The sequence below is a fragment of the Virgibacillus doumboii genome (genome assembly GCF_902806455.1).
GTDB classification, from domain to species: domain Bacteria; phylum Bacillota; class Bacilli; order Bacillales; family Amphibacillaceae; genus Lentibacillus; species Lentibacillus doumboii.
Genome location: NZ_CADCWQ010000001.1, coordinates 832,985 through 849,606, shown reverse-complemented (window position 1 = coordinate 849,606; position 16,622 = coordinate 832,985). Strand labels below are relative to the sequence as shown.

Below are 16,622 nucleotides of genomic sequence, written 5' to 3'. Positions count from 1 at the left end.
CTCTATTAAACTCTTATCTCATATGGTGCGTATTGGCGACGGGCGATAACAAGATGCTGTACTTCATTGGTTCCTTCAAAGATATCGAACACTTTTACATCACGATATAATTTTTCTACGATATGACCATCCAATCCGATTGGACCGAGAAGTTCCAGACATTTTGAACAGACATCAAGGGACATTTTCCCGGCATATGCCTTACACATCGCAGCTTCTTTTGCATTCGTCAAACCTAGATCAGCTTTCCATGCAGCTTCCCATGTCAATAATCGGGCTCCTGCTATATCCTGTTCCATTTCCGCCAAAATCTGAGATGCAAGGTGAAAATAACCTCCCTGCTTTGGATAGTCCCGCTGCACAATATCAAGTGTATATTCATAAGCGGCACGCGCTATCCCTATTGCCATAGCAGCCACAATTGGACGTGTACTGTCAAATGTCTTCATGGCGACCTGAAATCCGGATGGTTTCGATCCACTTATTTCATACAGTTCTTCGCCGCCAAGTAAGTTTTCCTGAGGAACAAAACAATCCTCCAGTAATAATTCCGCAGTTTCATTTGCACGCAGACCCATTTTTTTCGCAAGACGGGTACAACCGAATCCCGGCGTCCCTTTTTCAACAACGAAAGCACGCTGCCCGGTACGGCCGAGTGATGCATCAACCGTTGCAAACACAACAACCCATGAAGCGCGTCCTCCATTGGTAATGAATATTTTCTGCCCGTTCAGCACGTACCCGCCATCCACTTTTGTTGCAGTCGTACGTATACCTGATGCATCTGAACCAGCGTCAGGTTCTGTTAATGCATATGCACCCCATCTTGGTTCATCTTTTGTAAAAATCGACAAGAAGCGCTCCTTCTGCTCAGGTGTGCCACTGCTTTCCACGGGAGGACCACCCAGTCCGGCACCAGGCAGTGATAGGGTAACAGCCGGATCTCCCCACGCCATCTCCTCGGATGCAAGAACACCCATACGATTGCCTTCACGTTCCTTTTTGGATTTTTTTCCGGATGTTTTTTTACTGCTGCCTCCGCTGAACGATGATGTATTCAAATGAATCCCCATTTTGTTAACATTATCAAGCCATTCATCAGGCACCTTTTCCAATTTGTCAGCTTCCATGGCAATCGGGCGGATTTCATTTTCCGCAAACCAGTGCGTCATTTCCTTAATTTGTTTCTGCTGCTCGGATAATTCAAAACTGATCATGGAACAGTCACCTCTTGTTCACCGGCAATCAGTTGGGCACCGCGATGCGCAAGCAAATCTTTTTCCCTTCCATACAGGGAGACCTGTGCCTGGGCATCGCGCATCCATTTTTCAGCCGGAAACTCCTGCACGAAACCATGCCCGCCAAGCAGTTGTACGGCAGAATCCGTTACATAGCGGACAGACCGGTGTGCACGATTCAATGCCCGTAAAGCCAACCCTTCCGCCAACTCATTCTGTTCATCTGCTTTGACTGCCGCTTCCCGGACAAGGTGCTGTGCAACCCTTGTTTCCATTGCCATCGAAGCTATTCGAAACGACACCCCTTGAAACTTGGCGATTTCCCGGCCAAACGCCTTTCTTTCCGCGGTATATTCCGTTGCATAATCAAGCGCAGCTTCCATTAAGCCCACTTCCTTTGCTGCATGTAAAATGCGAGTCCTTGTGAGAACCTTTTGTAATAATTCATCAGCAGATTTCCCTTCTGCCAGCACGCGGCTTCTAGGAAGTTCCACTCTGTTAAAAGAAAAACGACCAATTCCTGCGGCAAGCAGACCTAAGCGATAATCCCCTTGCTCAACCAACCAATCATTAGAGTCATTCAACCAGAGGATAACGCTTTTACCCTGTGAATCCTTAGCAGCAACGGCCACATATTCGGCATTCGCAGCCAATCGTACCGGCTGCGAACTTCCCTTTATATAATAGCCATCGTCATTCTCATGAATAGTCAGCTGACTGTTCCATGGTTCTTCAGTGTTGACCATATCTACAAACGCTGTAGTTCCCTTATTTGTCAATCTTGCCTTATCGGCAATTAAAACCTGACTTTCCGGCAGTAAACGTATGAGTGAGGCAATATCACCAGCCCCCGGTAATCCTTGCACAATGCCAAGGTCACCATAGCTCAGTGCCTGTTCTAATTGGACCTGCGTTATCATAGGCAGCTCTAAGCCTTCCCAATCCTCGGGTAATTCGAGTGATAGAAATCCCAGTTCCGCTAATTCATTGATTAGCGATTGATCGACTTCCCGATTTTCTTCGCAATTACGAGCCAGTGGACGAACACGAGCTTTTGCGATGTTTTTAGCGACTTGTGTAAAAGAAATCTCTTCATCTGTCGGACGAAATGAAATCACATAGGCTCCTCCTCTTCCACGATTATTACTTTCTTGCCTTATTATACGAAGCCAAAATGCTTTGTAATTTTATAGCGAGTCCCATATTCCCTTTAATTTTCAGACGTCCGCTCATAAATGCTTGCGTCCCATTTAACTCTCCATCGACCATTTTCATAAAATCGTTACTATCCATAAATAATGTGCAGTCGGCGTTATCTGCTTCTCCTTCTGCAGCATAACTTTTATCACCATTGAAAACGATATGATACGTACCGGACTCATCACCGTCCAGATTAAACAGATAAACCGCCTCTGTTCCCTGCGCCTTACTTGGATCGTCGCTTACAGCTGAGTCAATTTCCTGAAAAGTCTCGCGTAAATTTGCCATTTTGCATCCTCCTTACAAAATTTAAAACCGTATACATACAGAATAATTTTTAACTGCATCAAAATATATTCCTTAATATGTCGGGTATTTAATGATTATTTATAATGGTATACGAACATTATATGCACGATAGAATTTTAAAAAAGGTTGGGATAAAACGAATCGGGTAACACAAAAGACAAGCATTGAAATTAGTGAAGGAAATATACGTAGACTCCTGCGGGAGGAAAGGCCTAGTAGTTGACACCACTGAGTGCGATAGCGATCTTTTCTGCGAGGAGTTCCGCTTCATTGAATTCACTACCAACACGACGAGCACGAGGAGGGCTCAGCAGCCGCCCTAAGGTGCGCGAAGTATATTTCCGGAGCAGTTTTTATGCACCATTTTCCAGATAGTTTGGATTTTTCTTTTGATAAAAACACTTTGTCCCAGCCTCTCTCGGTATTATGAAAGTATATGCCAGTAACCACCTTTAAACCAAAACAGTGGCCGATTTTATAAAATCAGACCACTGTTCCCATTACATATAACCATCTTTATCCTAAAAGTCCTCCAAGGATTCCATCGATAAGATCACCAAGGATTGACGATTCGTCATCTTCTGAGTCATCGTTATTATTATCACCTGTGTTACCATCATTTGTATTACCGTCATCAGTTGATCCGGAACCGGAATCTTTCTCATTATTGTTATCATTCGATGAACCGTCCGAGCTGTCTTCGGATTGATTTCCTTCCCCGGATGTTTCAGCTTCTGAAATTGTTGACTTCAATTTGTTCAGTTTCTTATTGATTGATTCCGTTTTATTTTGTAAACTGCCTTTTTTCTTCGTTAAATTGGATACCTTATCTTTGACTGCCTCAGTTTTATTCAATATTTGATCAGCACGCTGTTTCAGTGAATCAACAACTGATTTATCTTCGTTCTCCTTATTTGAATCATTTAAGTTATTCAGCTGTTCTTTTGTTGTGTTTATGCTGTTCTGAAGATCCTGAACAAGTCTATCAGCTTCATCTGTTAGTTTAGTGAATGTTTCCGAAATGGTCCCAAACGATGTTGCTTCCTTTTCCAGTTCTTTTAGTTTTGCAACCAATTCCTTCAACTTGTCTGTCGTTCCATCAATCACGTTATCCTCAAGTAAATCGTTTATTTTATCGGTCAGTTTTTTCAGTTCTTCAGTCGGATTGCCGTTTTTTATTTTTTCATAAACATCCGATGCCTCATCTAGGATATCTTTTGCTTTATCAAGATTTTCCTTATCTTTTTGAAGTTCATTTTTTATATCGTCCAGATTTGCTGGTTGTTCCGAACCCAACTGCTCTTTGTCCGGTTGCTTATTATCTGACTGTTCTTCGTCTTCCTTCGCTTTTTCTTCATTCAAAATATCCTTGACTTCCTTTTTGGTCATCGGCTTATAATCAGGAAGTCCGCCGCATTGACTCTGATAGCAGGCCTGAACACTCGCCTCAGGTAACGAAATCTCTGAAGCTGATTGTTCGGTTACTTTCATTGTGACATCTTTTAAGCAAATCCATCCCGGTTTACTGGGCTTACACAAATCGCCAATACTGGGAGGGAGTCCGTTTATTGTCCCTGCTTTCAAATTTTGAACTTTGATAGGTCCCGGTGATGTTATTTTAATCATTAATGGATCTTCTGACATTCCGGTTTCGAGTGTCTTTGTAATAGTTAATCCGTGAATTGTTCCTTCTTTAATGCTGATTTTGCCAATTAGAGCACCAACCAGGTCCATCTGCCCTTCCACTTTTTCGGTTTTCACAATAAAGCCGCCACTATGCCCGTTGCCGTCAGCCGCTTCATTACTTTCGGCATAGGCACTGTTAACGGCCGGTGATAAGAAGGAAAGTCCATATGCAATTAAAAAAATAAGACAGAAAAAAGCTGTTTTTTTATTCATACGCAAATTCCCCTAATTTTCAACTATAATCATCCTGTACTTACACCTGTGCTGCACTTACCTCACCTTTTTCAATCGTTTTATTGTCATTTGTCGTTTCCGTTTCGGTTTCAAGCAATACTTCCTGCTTCTCCCATGCAATCAAAAGCGCACCACCGGCAATTCCGATAATTGTCCCAATCAGGAATCCTCCCAGTGCACCCATGACTGAAAGAACAGATAAAAATATTGCTACAATACCGAACACCGTAGAAAACTTCGGGTACAAATAGCCAAGTACACCGGTGATCAGCATCAATCCGCCAAATAAAAATCCAATAAATACAAGGCTGCCGGGAACAAACGCAATTGCATACAATTGAATTGGAATATACAGAATCAGCAAGCCAGCCAAAATAACTAAGCTCGCACCCCAAAAAGGACGATTGTTCCGCCACTTTTTGAACTTCCCGCCATTCGCTATTTTTTCATGCTTCATCCGCAATTTCTCTTCCTTTTTTTGTTCCTTGAGTTCCTTTTTGTTCATACGTTATCCCCTTCCTTTTTGAAGGATTCTCCATTAAATCAGGTTCATTTGCTTGATCCGGGTTGTTTTGTCATATCTGGTGAATCAATCTTCTCAACATAAATCTTGGTACCTTCCAGGCTGACAACATTTTGGAACAAATAGTCCGTTACAAGTTTTGCATCTGTTATCGTTATCGTCTTTGCTTGCTGTGACCAGTTTTTGGAGAAATCAGTGGTATTCCGCTCTTCGATTGCAAGCTCATTGAAGCTTAAATTTGCATCAATCATTCGCGCATCCTGAATCAATCCACTGATTTTTGTAGGGCCTGAGGCTTTAATATGAATTCTTACCCACTGTCCGCCTGGCATTTTCATATCTTTATAGATATGCAGATTGGTAATCGTCACTTCGTCAATCTTATTCCGGATCATTGGCTCGGCGTCGGAATTACCAGTCTCACCAATATGCGGTAATAGCTGAAAACCCTTTCCTTCCAGTTTGTCGAACTTCACGTAAAAGTCACCAATACCTCCCATCGGCAGTGCTACTGCTGTTCCAGTAAATCCAAACACAGACATAAGGCCGCCAAGTGCCAGGAAACCTGCAAAGAACGCAATAAAGAATTTCTTCTTCCACGTTTTCCCTACCGCCACTTTGTCTCTATTATCCATGCTTCTCACTCCTCCATACGTTTATTTTACTTCCAGACTTCACTCTTGATATCGCTTTCATTTAACTGAATAAACATTCACCTTTCTTGCGTTTTATTATATAACAGAATTTTCAGTGATTAAACACTACAAATGTAGGATATTTTTCAACTGATGACAATTATAGTTTATGGATAGATTGTTATGAATCAAGTTTACTAATGAATTTGCGTCTTTAATGTTATTTAACGTTTTACCCGATATTTTTACATTGAAACATGGAATAAATCCTTCGACCGCACTGCAGCAAGGTACTGGGTTTTTCCTGTATGTTCCCCCAAAGAAACATTTTATTCCTGACATATTCAAGTTTCGCAGCGTAAAATGAACACATTGGCCTTGAAGGAATAAGAAAGGCTGAAGATACACTGCTTGAGTCGACTTTGAATCAACGGTTCGTATTTGATACATAATGCGTAATAAGTAGAAGAACAAGCTCTATTGATGAAAAAGAACTCAATTCAGCCGTGAAATCATCATGAGACGTGCTCTATCGATGAAAATGAACTCGATTTAACCTTAAAATCATCATGAAACGTGCTCTAACACAATGAAAAGGCAATCGATTTAGGCACCCAAGTCTTTCATTCTGCTGTAGACATGGTAAGAGCTTCGCTGACAGGTACGAATCAGAATTATACTTACTTCGCGAGTTATGGATTATGTATACAAAAAACTTTAATCAATGTTGTCAAGGCACAATTAATAATGTTCTAGTTTATCAAGGTCAGCTGTTTGAGCTTATTCTGCAGGTGCGTAAGTTGAGTAACCATGCAAAAAAAGAATGAAGACTTCTATAAGCCTTCATTCTTTCAATCATGTACTCTTAATCTTTCGGTCGTTCTTTCAACTCTTCACCTTTTTTACCTTCATAGCGTAATCCCCAGCCGGTTAATGCCGCGATGAGCATGATAATGAACAGGAACCAGCCTTGGAAAACGAATGGGAACACTGCTGTCGGCTCAACGATTGGCAGCCAGTCATAGTTTTCCGCCTTCATCGTTTGGATGGTAGACCAACCCAACAGTACCGGAGCACCCCATGGGAAAATATAACCCAATGCTGATGTCACAGCGTCTAACATGTTAGCCAAACGGTAACGGTGAATTTTATATTTCGTACCAATTTCTTTTACAAATGGTGCAGCTGCAATTTCTGCTGCAGTATTAATTGTAATGGAACTGTTCAGCAGCGCAACGATTCCCCAAATAGCAATTTCAGCTCTGCGTACAGAGTTTTTAATCCATTTGATTAACCCTTTTGTAATAGCCTCCATTGTTCCACCCAGACGCAGGAGGTGTGCAGCAGCTACAATCAAAAGAATCAGGATTGCCATATTAAAGTATCCTGTTAAGCCACTTACCAGTGCGCCTTGAACAACTGTTCCCGAGTCAGCGTTAAAGCTGATTATATCAGCCAGCGTACTGCTGCTGATTCCACTGATATGCATGATAAATATTAAAGGAATGGTTGAAATAATACCCCATGTCAGTGATGTAAGCAAATGCTGTCCGGATAAAGCTAAAATAAGTACGATTGCAAATGGGATAAGCATAATAAGTCCGCTTGCATTTACAGATTCAATGATGGAAGTCTGAACGGACTGTGCCGTTCCGCCGCCTCCAAAAATAGCAAACAGAATAACTGCCGGTATTGCCGCAACAACAGAATATTTGAAACGGCTGCGTACAACACCCGGAACATCCGCATCCTGTGTTGTCGCTGAAACGATTGTTGTATCTGAAACCGGTGCAAGGTTATCACCAAATACAGCACCAGCCAAAATTGCCGCAAACATAAATGTTGGATCTGCACCTACAGCTACACCTGCCGGATACATCAATGTACAGAATGCAACTGTTGTTCCATAGCCTGTACCTACAGCTGTAGAGAAAGTCGCTGCCAGCAAGAAGGTCAATGCGACGAAAAGTCCACCTTCAACGCCGGTTACCGAACCGATCCATACGAGCCCTTCAACAAGGCCGCCAACCTGTAATACTTGTGCAAACATACCTGCATAAAACCACGCAACCATGGCGATGACACCAACAGGTTGTGCCAAACCGTCAAATAACCCTTGAGCATAATCTTCCCATTTACTTTTACATAAAAGTAAACCAAGGGTCAGACCAATGATAGCACCCATAACGAGTGCAACTTCGGACGATAATTGAAGAACACTGATTGATATCGCCCAAACAACAAAAAACAGTAAAGGTACTGCTGCCCCAAAAGCACCAAGTCTGAAGTCCAATCTGTCAACAGACTTTTCTCCCGTTGCTTTGTCTAATTCTTCATTGTTTTCCCCTATGACGCTTTCTGCATTGTTTGACATATTTCTCCCCCTCCAAAAAAGTAAATTTATTTTTGATGAAGGTTCTGAGATGTTAATCTTCTTACCAGTTTATCATAATTTTTGAAAAGTATGAATAAAAATTAATTTTTATTGATGAGTAATTCGACAAAATTATTATCCCTTCACAATATATTCGTACCTCACCTGAAAAAGGTGGCAAAAAAAATAATTAATATTTTATGCCACCTTTTCCATTCCGCATACGATTATAAGAATGCAAGGTTCCTTCACGGCTTGATTTTAACCTGGACATTTATTCCGTTATCTGATCAAAAACACTTCATATATGTACTATATAAAGGAAAATTGTCCGCCAGCAATCACTGGGACAACGAAAATGCCCGGATGGACTTTTCCCACCCGGGCAATTATGAATGCATGAACCATCCAACTATTTTTTAAATTTTGATAATGCCTGTGCCAATGCATCATTTTTAAATCCGTCGTCCTGCTTTTTCAAGTATTTATTTACATCTTTTTTGGAAACTTTGTGCTTTTTCTCTTGCTCTTTACGTTTGTTGAATGTTGACAGTTTTTCCCGGTGACCGCATTTGCAGGAAAAGGTTTTTCCTTCCCCTTCACCTCGAAGTTCCATACGCTTATGGCAATTCGGACAGCGGGCGTTCGTTACCTTAGCAACATTTTTCTTATGCCCGCATGAGCGGTCCTGACAAACAAGCATCCGGCCATTTCTATTTTTAATCTCGAGCATTAATTTGCCGCAATCCGGACATTTCGTACCTGTTATATTATCATGCTTGAACGTTTCGTCACTCGCCTTTATTTGCTGGACAACGTCACGTGAATAGCCTTTCATTTCTTTAATAAACTGTTCTTTATTCAGTTTTCCTTCTGCAATTCTGCCTAGTTTATTTTCCCATTCAGCGGTAAGTGCAGGGGATCGTAAATCCTCCGGGACCAGATCAAGCAGCTGCCGGCCTTTCGATGTAATGAAAATATGTTTGTTCCGCAGTTCCATTAACTGGCTGTTGAACAGCTTTTCAATGATATCAGCTCGTGTGGCAACCGTACCAAGACCGCCAGTTTTGTTGATTGTTTTTGCCAGATGTTTTTCATCCTGATTCATATAGCGGACCGGATTTTCCATGGCCTGAAGCAACCCGCCTTCAGTAAACCGTTCCGGCGGCTTCGTTTCACCATTTGTCAGCTTGATTTCAACATCAAACGTGTCACCCTGCTGAACAGCTGGCAGGCCCTGTTCCGAATTATCATTTTCATTATAAATTTCCTTCCAGCCCTGTTTTTTAACAATTTTTCCTTTAGCAGTGAAGCGCTCTTTCTCAATTTGTGCTTCGATTGTTGTTTGTTCATACTCATACGGATCGGATAAAACAGCCAGAAACCGTTTCACAACAAGGTCATAAATTTTCCGTTCTTTATCATTAAGCTCCGCTAAAATAACCGGCTGCTCTGTCGGAATAATCGCATGGTGATCGGAAACTTTTGCATTATCAACCACTGATTTCGGCAGTTTCCATTCCTTTTTCATCACCTTATTGGCAACGCGGGAATACTGATCAACACCACACGCCTTCACCCGTTCTTTCAGTGTTGGAACGATATCCGTTGAAATAACTCTGGAATCAGTTCTTGGATAGGTCAACACCTTATGCTGCTCATACAGCTTTTGCATCAGGGATAATGTTTGTTTTCCCGAATAGCCGAATATCCGGTTTGCATCCCGCTGCAGTTCAGTCAGGTCATACAACTGCGGGGCATGTTTTTTCTTATAGGATTTGTCGATATTCACGATTTTTGCAGCCTTTTTGTTAAGCTGACCTGTGAGCTTTTCCGCCTTTTCCCTGGAAAAAATACGGCTGTTATTTTTCGCATCCTGCCAGGTTAAAGTGAACCCTTTTGCGGATTTTGCTTCAATCCCATAAAATTTCTGCGGCTTAAACTCCTTGATTTCTTTTTCCCTGGCAGCAACCATTGCAAGGGTTGGCGTCTGCACACGACCAGTCGAAAGCTGTGCATTGAACTTTGTTGTCAATGCCCGAGTTGCGTTCAGACCGACATACCAGTCCGCCTCCGAACGAGCCACAGCTGCAGCATACAGATTTTCGTATTGTTCACCCGGTTTCAACTGTTTGAACCCGTCACGAATAGCTTTATCAGTTACAGATGAAATCCACAGCCGCTTCACTGGTTTATGAACACGTGCCTTTTCAATAATCCAGCGGGCAACGAGTTCTCCTTCACGTCCGGCATCGGTTGCGATAACCACTTCATTGACATCCTTACGATTAAGCTGTGATTTCACAGCGCTGAATTGTTTGCCGGATTTTTTGATGACAACTAACTTCAGCTGCTTCGGGAGCATCGGCAAATCGCCCAGTCGCCATGTTTTCCATTTATCATCATACATTTCCGGGTCAGCCAAGGTTACTAAATGCCCGAGCGCCCATGTAACAATATATTTCGACCCTTCCAAATAACCATTGCCTTTCTTCTGGCAATTCAGGACACGTGCAATATCACGGCCCACAGAAGGCTTTTCTGCCAATACTACTGTTTTGTTCATTAAAAAAATCCTCTCTTTTGGATCACTCTCTTCTGCTACTTTACCATAATTTTAATGTATTGTTCAGTAGCACTGACAATGAAATCAGCCTCTTTTCTACTTATTACAGCATCTGAACTGCACGCCACAAACGGTCACACCTCCTGTTTATCTCCATAAACTATGATAGAAAATAAAGAAAGGAAAATGATATGGATGCTGTTCTATACCGGATTAATTCTTTTAATTATTGGAGTTAGCATCGATGGATTCGGAGTTGGAATCACATATGGGCTGCAACGCATTCGCGTTCCGTTTCCGGCACTAAGTATCATTATGCTATGTTCCGGCCTGATTGTTTATCTTTCCATGACTATCGGCAATGTGCTCCGGGCATTCATCACACCTGATTGGGCTGAAATGTTTGGCGGTGTTATTCTGCTGTTCATCGGTTTATTTTGCTTATACAATGTTTTGCGTTCAGGAAAGGAAACACCATTCAAAGAAACCACTGATGATGAAACATGGGATAATTTTAAGACAGTTATCAAAGAGCCCCATCAGGCCGATTTGGATCATTCAGGGTCTATTTCAGCAAAAGAAGCACTAATGCTGGGATTTGCGCTTGCGATTGATGCATTCGGTGCCGGCCTTGGGGCAGCTATGCTGGGGTATTCCCCCTTAGTAACTGCACTTTCGATTGCGTTAATGAGTGGACTTTTCGTTATCTGCGGCATTCAGCTTGGAATTTTTTTAGCCACAAAAAAATGGATGCAACGGCTGTCACTGCTGCCTCCATTTTTACTGATTATCCTCGGCGTTGTAAATATGATGTAGGGATTATAGCGCCTTCACCTGTCCACCATCAACAATCAGCGACTGGCCGGTGATATAGGTATTGGCACCGGACGCCAGAAAAACAATCGCTTTTGCAAATTCGGCTGGTTCGCCCAACCGGTTCATCGGTATTTGCTTTACGGCTTCTTCAGCAACCTTCTCGACCGGGACTCCCTGTGCATCCGCCCTTTTCTGATTTAAATCAACGATACGATCCGTCTCTATCGTTCCCGGGCCAACCGTGTTCACTAAAATATTATCCTGACCATGCTCCCTGGCAATACTTTTGGCAAGCCCGACAATCCCCGGCCGCATCGTATTGGATAAAACAAGATTATCAAGACTTTGCTTAATGGATGAAGAAGCAAGATTTACAATACGTCCCCCGCCTTGCTTCTTCATGTGTGGAATGACTTCACGTGATGTTCTGATAAAGCTAAGCAGATTTAATTCAAATGCCTGGTACCAATCGTCATCTGACATGTCCATGAATTTTCCGGCTGACGGACCGCCTGCATTATTTACAAGCACATCCACAGAACCATTTGCAGATGCAGCATGGTCAACCATCACTTTAATATCTTCAGCACGTTTCATATCACAAACGGTATAACCAACATGCTCATTCCCTGTTTCCTTCTTGATATCCTCCACAGTGGCATTCAATGCTGCTTCATCGCGACTGCTGATTAAAACATGTGCACCTTCCCGGGCGAATTCAGCAGCAACTGCCCTGCCCAGACCTTTACTGGCAGCTGTTACAATCACTGACTTTCCTTTTAACTGCAGATCCATTCTTCTTCACGTCCTTTTATGTTTCTATTTATTTTACAATCATACGTCTCCTTTATCAAAAAAATAACCGCTGGACAGGTTTCTAGGCCCTCATCCAGCAGTTATTTTTTCGAATTATAAAAGTGAAAGTATCCAGCCGATCACTACAATCGCGCCAATTATCATTAATATTGTTCGAATCATTTCTTCCACCCTTTCGGCATCACTGCTTACCAGTAAATTACCCAAAAAGGTAAACCTGGAAACATTAGTCTCCGTGTTCCGGGAATAATGGTATACGGGTCCCATGCATCGCTCTTCTGTTCATTGATTATTTTCAATATAGGTCAATGTTTTTCCTGTAAATCCAAACATTATCGTCAAAATCGGTGAAAGCAGGCAGAAGAATGCAAACGGCAAATATGCCCATGTCGATACACCAAGTACTTCCGCAATGAACACACCACACACACTCCATGGCACGAGCGGGTTAATAACGGTTCCGGCATCTTCCGCTACACGTGACAGATTCTTATTTGCCAGACCGACTTTTTTATACTGTGCACTGTAAGCCTCACCTGTTAACAGAATCGATAAGTACTGCTCACCAATAAGCACGTTGATTCCAATCGCTGTAAAAGCTGATGCTGCAATAACCGGGCCGACTTTTTTTAATAAATGCTCGATTGCTTCCAGTAACCGTGGAACAATGCCGAGTTTGAACAACAATCCACCCATACTGAGCGCGAGCAGGACCAGACCGATTGTAAACATCATGCTGTTCAGGCCACCGCGTGTCAGCAATGAATCAATCGCTTCAACACCCGTTTCAGAAACATATCCGCCAAACAATAATCCAAGTAAATCACTTAGCGGTGTAATACCGTTAATATATGATATGGCAATGGCACTTATCGACCCTGCAGCCAGCGTTAATAATGCAGGCACCCTCATAATGGAAAGAACCAGCAGTACCAGCAGCGGAATTACCCCGTTGTACCATTTCACAAGCCCGGTATCGACCAACTCCTGCTGAAATGATTCCATTTGGCCGAAGTCTGCGGACGTAATTTCAGGTGAAATAACCGCAAAAATTATTAGTGTTATCAGAAATACTGGAATTGTTGTCCATGACATGTTGCGAATATGCTCAAACAAATCAACCTTCAATGTTGAGGATGCCATATTCGTTGTATCAGAAAGAGGAGACATTTTATCACCAAAAAATGCACCTGACACAATGGCACCGGCCGCAATCGCAAGAGATACATCTACAGCAGAAGCAATCCCGATAAATGCTACACCTACTGTTGCAACTGTTGTCAAAGAACTTCCCACACAAATACCAACAATACCTGTCACAATAAATATAATGGCAAAGAAAAAGTTCGGTGTAACAAGTTCAAATCCGGCATAAATAAGTGAAGGTATCGTCCCTCCCAGCATCCAGGAAGCAATCAATATTCCAATAAAGAAAAAGAGAAACACAGCCCCCATACCGGATTCAGCTCCCTCTGTTACCCCTTCTTCCAATGTCCGGTACGGAACCCGCTTTGACAATCCATATACCATTAAAAGCAAGAGTGCGATAACAAGCGGAATATGTGGCGCCGCTCCAAATAGAATAATTCCCAGGAAGATAATCAGTAATACTGCAAAGGTAAGACTGATCGCTTCACCTAATGACGGCCGCAAAACCGCTTTGATTCGATACATACAGAAATCTCCTTTTAATAAAAAAATAGCAACGGTTAGACTGGAATATATCATAGGTATGAGTGAAACAAAAGACCTTTTTTGTTCCCCCTTCCCTCAATAACCTGACATCAGGCAATGATATTCAGCAGAACCGTTACTGTTATAATACTAACGAGCGTTGTTACTAGTGTAATACTGGAAACAAGCTCAGGTTCGGAATCAAATTCGATCGCAAACATGGTCGTTGTCGCTGCACTCGGCATGGCAGCAACAATTACCAGCACCGAACCGATAACAGGATCGACCGGAACAATCCAAATAAATAAAAATGCCAGCAATGGCGAAAGCACCATCCTGATTCCAACTGCAGATGAGATTACCTGCCAATTAAATTTGAGCGACGTAATCGAGGCAAGCTGCATTCCGAGCATAACCATCATTAAAGGAATCGCTGCATCCCCCACCATTGTCAGTGTTGAGTAAATGGAATCGGGAATCTCCCATGGAATCGCTTGAAAAACAAACGCCAGAACAGTTGCATATGTTGCCGGCATTTTAAAAATCATCAGGAGCGCCTCTTTAAATCCGCTTGTACTCCTTGATGCATAATACACACCAAAGACATTCATAATCAATGTCTGCAGCACCATTAGAAAAATTGCATACGGCATTGCCGCCTCCCCTATACTGAACAGCATGACCGGGACTCCATAATTTCCACTGTTCATAAAAGCCGTTGATAATATCGAGCCGCTTTCCACCGATTCCTTCCAATGAAAAATCCGTGCAAACAACTTATTGAGAATAATGATCATAAACAACAGGAAAAAAGCAAACACAATAATATATGTAAAGCCTTGATTAAAACTTGATTCGTAAAGTGTTGTGAATACCAATGCCGGCAGGAAAATATAGATTGACACTGTTGCCAGTGATTTCACATCAAGAATACGGATCCGCTGCAAAATATACCCCGCACCAAATACCGCCATTATCGGTAACACAACCTGAAAAAACAATTGCATAGCTAACGCTCCAATCTTAATCTTCTACAAGTCTATCATATGAGTGTTTGTCAGATTAACCGGAATGGATTGTTCTGCTCATGTTTCTGCTCTTCTGCTGATGTTCTGGCTTTTCTGCCGATGTTCCCGCTCTTCTGCCGATGTTCCACTTCTCGGGCTGATACCCTCTCCCTTCCCATATATTGCAAACATCCGCCAAACTTCCAATCCACTTTTTTCCCCGAATTCCTATTGACTTCCAAAAAAAGTGTGTATATATTGTATATAATGTATATATACAATAAAAATGAGGGATTCCATGAACATTCTTATTTCAAGCAGCAGCAAAGAACCTTTATTCCAGCAAATTAAAGAACAAATCAAGCACCATATTTTTTCAGGTGAATTAAAAGAAGGTGACGCACTACCTTCCATAAGACTGCTTGCAAAGGAACTTAAAGTCAGTGTTATTACAACGAAGCGTGCATATGAAGATCTGGAAAATGAAGGTTATCTTGTCTCAACTGTCGGCAAAGGAACATTTGTTGCCGGTCAGCAGCCCCGTGTTCTCAAAGAATGGCAAGTGCGCGAACTTGAGAACGAACTAGAACGCATCATTCTGGAGGGAAAACGGCTGGGACTCACGAAGCAGGAATTAATCGAACGCCTGGAGATTTATTACGATGAGGAGGCATAGCATGAACACCGTTGAATTTAACCAAGTTACGAAAAAGCGTAAGGATTTTACGATTGAAAACTTAAACATTACTATCCCACAAGGCTACATAACAGGATTTATCGGACCAAACGGAAGCGGGAAAACAACGACTATCCAAATGATGATGAATATCCTGGAGATTGATGAAGGTGATATCAAACTGTTTGGTACATCACACAAAGATCATCATGTAAAACAGAAAATCGGCTTTGTCTATGATGACCTGTATATGTATGAAGATTTTACAGTCAAAAAAATGAAAGCTTTTATTGCACCACTCTATGAAACATGGAATGAAGACCTGTTCCAAACCTATCTGGAAAAATTCAATCTTCCTTTCTGCAAAAAAATAAAGAGGTTTTCAAAAGGGATGAAAATGAAATGCTCCCTGCTGTTCGCTCTGGCCCACGAACCGGAATTCATTGTAATGGATGAGCCAACGTCAGGACTTGATCCGATTTTCCGCCGTGAGTTACTAGACATTTTACAGGAATTAATGATTCGGGAAAATCAGACAATTTTCCTGTCAACCCATATCACAAATGACTTGGACCGGATAGCCGATTATATTATTTTCATTCATCAGGGAGAAGTATTATTTCAAAAAAGCATGGAGTATCTAAAGGAAACATACCACATCATCAAGGGACAAACAGATCATCTGGATGACGATATTCGCCGTTTATTCATTGGAATACGCGAAACAGAAATTGGGTTCAGCGCATTATTCGAAGGAGACCCGGCCATTTTCGAATCGTTTGCGGATGAACTGATAATTGAAATAGCATTACTCGAAGACATCATGTACTACTTGACACGGTCAGACAAAGAAAAGGAGGCTGATTAG

At 42.0% G+C, this 16,622-nt stretch carries 16 protein-coding genes; 3 read left to right on the top strand and 13 right to left on the bottom strand.

Features of this window, described 5'->3' with window-relative positions:
• Positions 1-5: 5 nt before the first annotated feature.
• The 8 genes from G6R02_RS04040 to G6R02_RS04005 form a co-directional block, all read right to left on the bottom strand.
• Positions 6-1,217: an acyl-CoA dehydrogenase family protein gene (locus G6R02_RS04040; RefSeq protein WP_164667965.1), complete on the bottom strand. Its 1,212-nt coding sequence runs from the start codon at positions 1,215-1,217 to the stop codon at positions 6-8.
• Entirely contained in the window at positions 1,214-2,356 is a 1,143-nt protein-coding gene (locus G6R02_RS04035) for an acyl-CoA dehydrogenase family protein (protein ID WP_164667964.1), read from the bottom strand. Before G6R02_RS04035 ends, G6R02_RS04040 begins: the two co-directional genes overlap by 4 nt.
• Before the next feature lie 25 nt (positions 2,357-2,381).
• Positions 2,382-2,726 (bottom strand): SCP2 sterol-binding domain-containing protein, encoded by a 345-nt coding sequence (locus tag G6R02_RS04030; RefSeq protein WP_164667963.1) that lies wholly within the window; start codon positions 2,724-2,726, stop codon positions 2,382-2,384.
• 537 nt (positions 2,727-3,263) lie between these two features.
• Positions 3,264-4,646: a coiled-coil domain-containing protein gene (locus G6R02_RS04025; RefSeq protein ID WP_164667962.1), complete on the bottom strand. Its 1,383-nt coding sequence runs from the start codon at positions 4,644-4,646 to the stop codon at positions 3,264-3,266.
• 40 nt (positions 4,647-4,686) lie between these two features.
• Positions 4,687-5,172 carry a DUF6114 domain-containing protein gene (locus tag G6R02_RS04020; RefSeq protein ID WP_205520053.1) on the bottom strand — a complete coding sequence of 162 codons (486 nt, stop codon included), beginning with the start codon at positions 5,170-5,172 and terminating at the stop codon, positions 4,687-4,689.
• 44 nt (positions 5,173-5,216) lie between these two features.
• The gene (locus G6R02_RS04015) at positions 5,217-5,825 is read right to left on the bottom strand and encodes a DUF6230 family protein (RefSeq protein ID WP_164667961.1); all 609 of its coding nucleotides are present in this window, start codon (positions 5,823-5,825) and stop codon (positions 5,217-5,219) included.
• Between the two features lie 865 nt (positions 5,826-6,690).
• Positions 6,691-8,199 (bottom strand): Na+/H+ antiporter NhaC family protein, encoded by a 1,509-nt coding sequence (locus G6R02_RS04010; protein ID WP_164667960.1) that lies wholly within the window; start codon positions 8,197-8,199, stop codon positions 6,691-6,693.
• A gap of 412 nt (positions 8,200-8,611) precedes the next feature.
• Positions 8,612-10,765: a DNA topoisomerase III gene (locus tag G6R02_RS04005; protein ID WP_164667959.1), complete on the bottom strand. Its 2,154-nt coding sequence runs from the start codon at positions 10,763-10,765 to the stop codon at positions 8,612-8,614.
• 195 nt (positions 10,766-10,960) lie between these two features.
• Here G6R02_RS04005 and ytaF point away from each other — a divergent pair, with 195 nt between their 5' ends.
• Entirely contained in the window at positions 10,961-11,581 is a 621-nt protein-coding gene (ytaF, locus tag G6R02_RS04000; protein ID WP_164667958.1) for a sporulation membrane protein YtaF, read from the top strand.
• Between the two features lie 3 nt (positions 11,582-11,584).
• Here the strand turns inward: ytaF and G6R02_RS03995 are convergent, their stop codons facing one another.
• From G6R02_RS03995 to G6R02_RS03980, 5 genes are all read right to left on the bottom strand, one after another.
• Positions 11,585-12,376: an SDR family oxidoreductase gene (locus G6R02_RS03995; RefSeq protein ID WP_164667957.1), complete on the bottom strand. Its 792-nt coding sequence runs from the start codon at positions 12,374-12,376 to the stop codon at positions 11,585-11,587.
• A gap of 114 nt (positions 12,377-12,490) precedes the next feature.
• Positions 12,491-12,664 (bottom strand): hypothetical protein, encoded by a 174-nt coding sequence (locus tag G6R02_RS19900; protein ID WP_205520050.1) that lies wholly within the window; start codon positions 12,662-12,664, stop codon positions 12,491-12,493.
• Between the two features lie 15 nt (positions 12,665-12,679).
• The gene (gene nhaC, locus G6R02_RS03990; RefSeq protein ID WP_164667956.1) at positions 12,680-14,071 is read right to left on the bottom strand and encodes a Na+/H+ antiporter NhaC; all 1,392 of its coding nucleotides are present in this window, start codon (positions 14,069-14,071) and stop codon (positions 12,680-12,682) included.
• A 110-nt stretch (positions 14,072-14,181) separates the two neighbouring features.
• Positions 14,182-15,078, bottom strand: a complete 897-nt coding sequence (locus tag G6R02_RS03985; RefSeq protein ID WP_164667955.1) for an AEC family transporter — start codon at positions 15,076-15,078, stop codon at positions 14,182-14,184.
• Between the two features lie 50 nt (positions 15,079-15,128).
• Complete coding sequence (locus tag G6R02_RS03980; RefSeq protein WP_164667954.1) at positions 15,129-15,290, bottom strand: hypothetical protein; 162 nt, start codon at positions 15,288-15,290, stop codon at positions 15,129-15,131.
• Positions 15,291-15,376: 86 nt separating this feature from the next.
• Here G6R02_RS03980 and G6R02_RS03975 point away from each other — a divergent pair, with 86 nt between their 5' ends.
• Positions 15,377-15,754 carry a GntR family transcriptional regulator gene (locus tag G6R02_RS03975; protein ID WP_164667953.1) on the top strand — a complete coding sequence of 126 codons (378 nt, stop codon included), beginning with the start codon at positions 15,377-15,379 and terminating at the stop codon, positions 15,752-15,754.
• A 1-nt stretch (position 15,755) separates the two neighbouring features.
• Positions 15,756-16,622 carry an ABC transporter ATP-binding protein gene (locus tag G6R02_RS03970; RefSeq protein WP_164667952.1) on the top strand — a complete coding sequence of 289 codons (867 nt, stop codon included), beginning with the start codon at positions 15,756-15,758 and terminating at the stop codon, positions 16,620-16,622.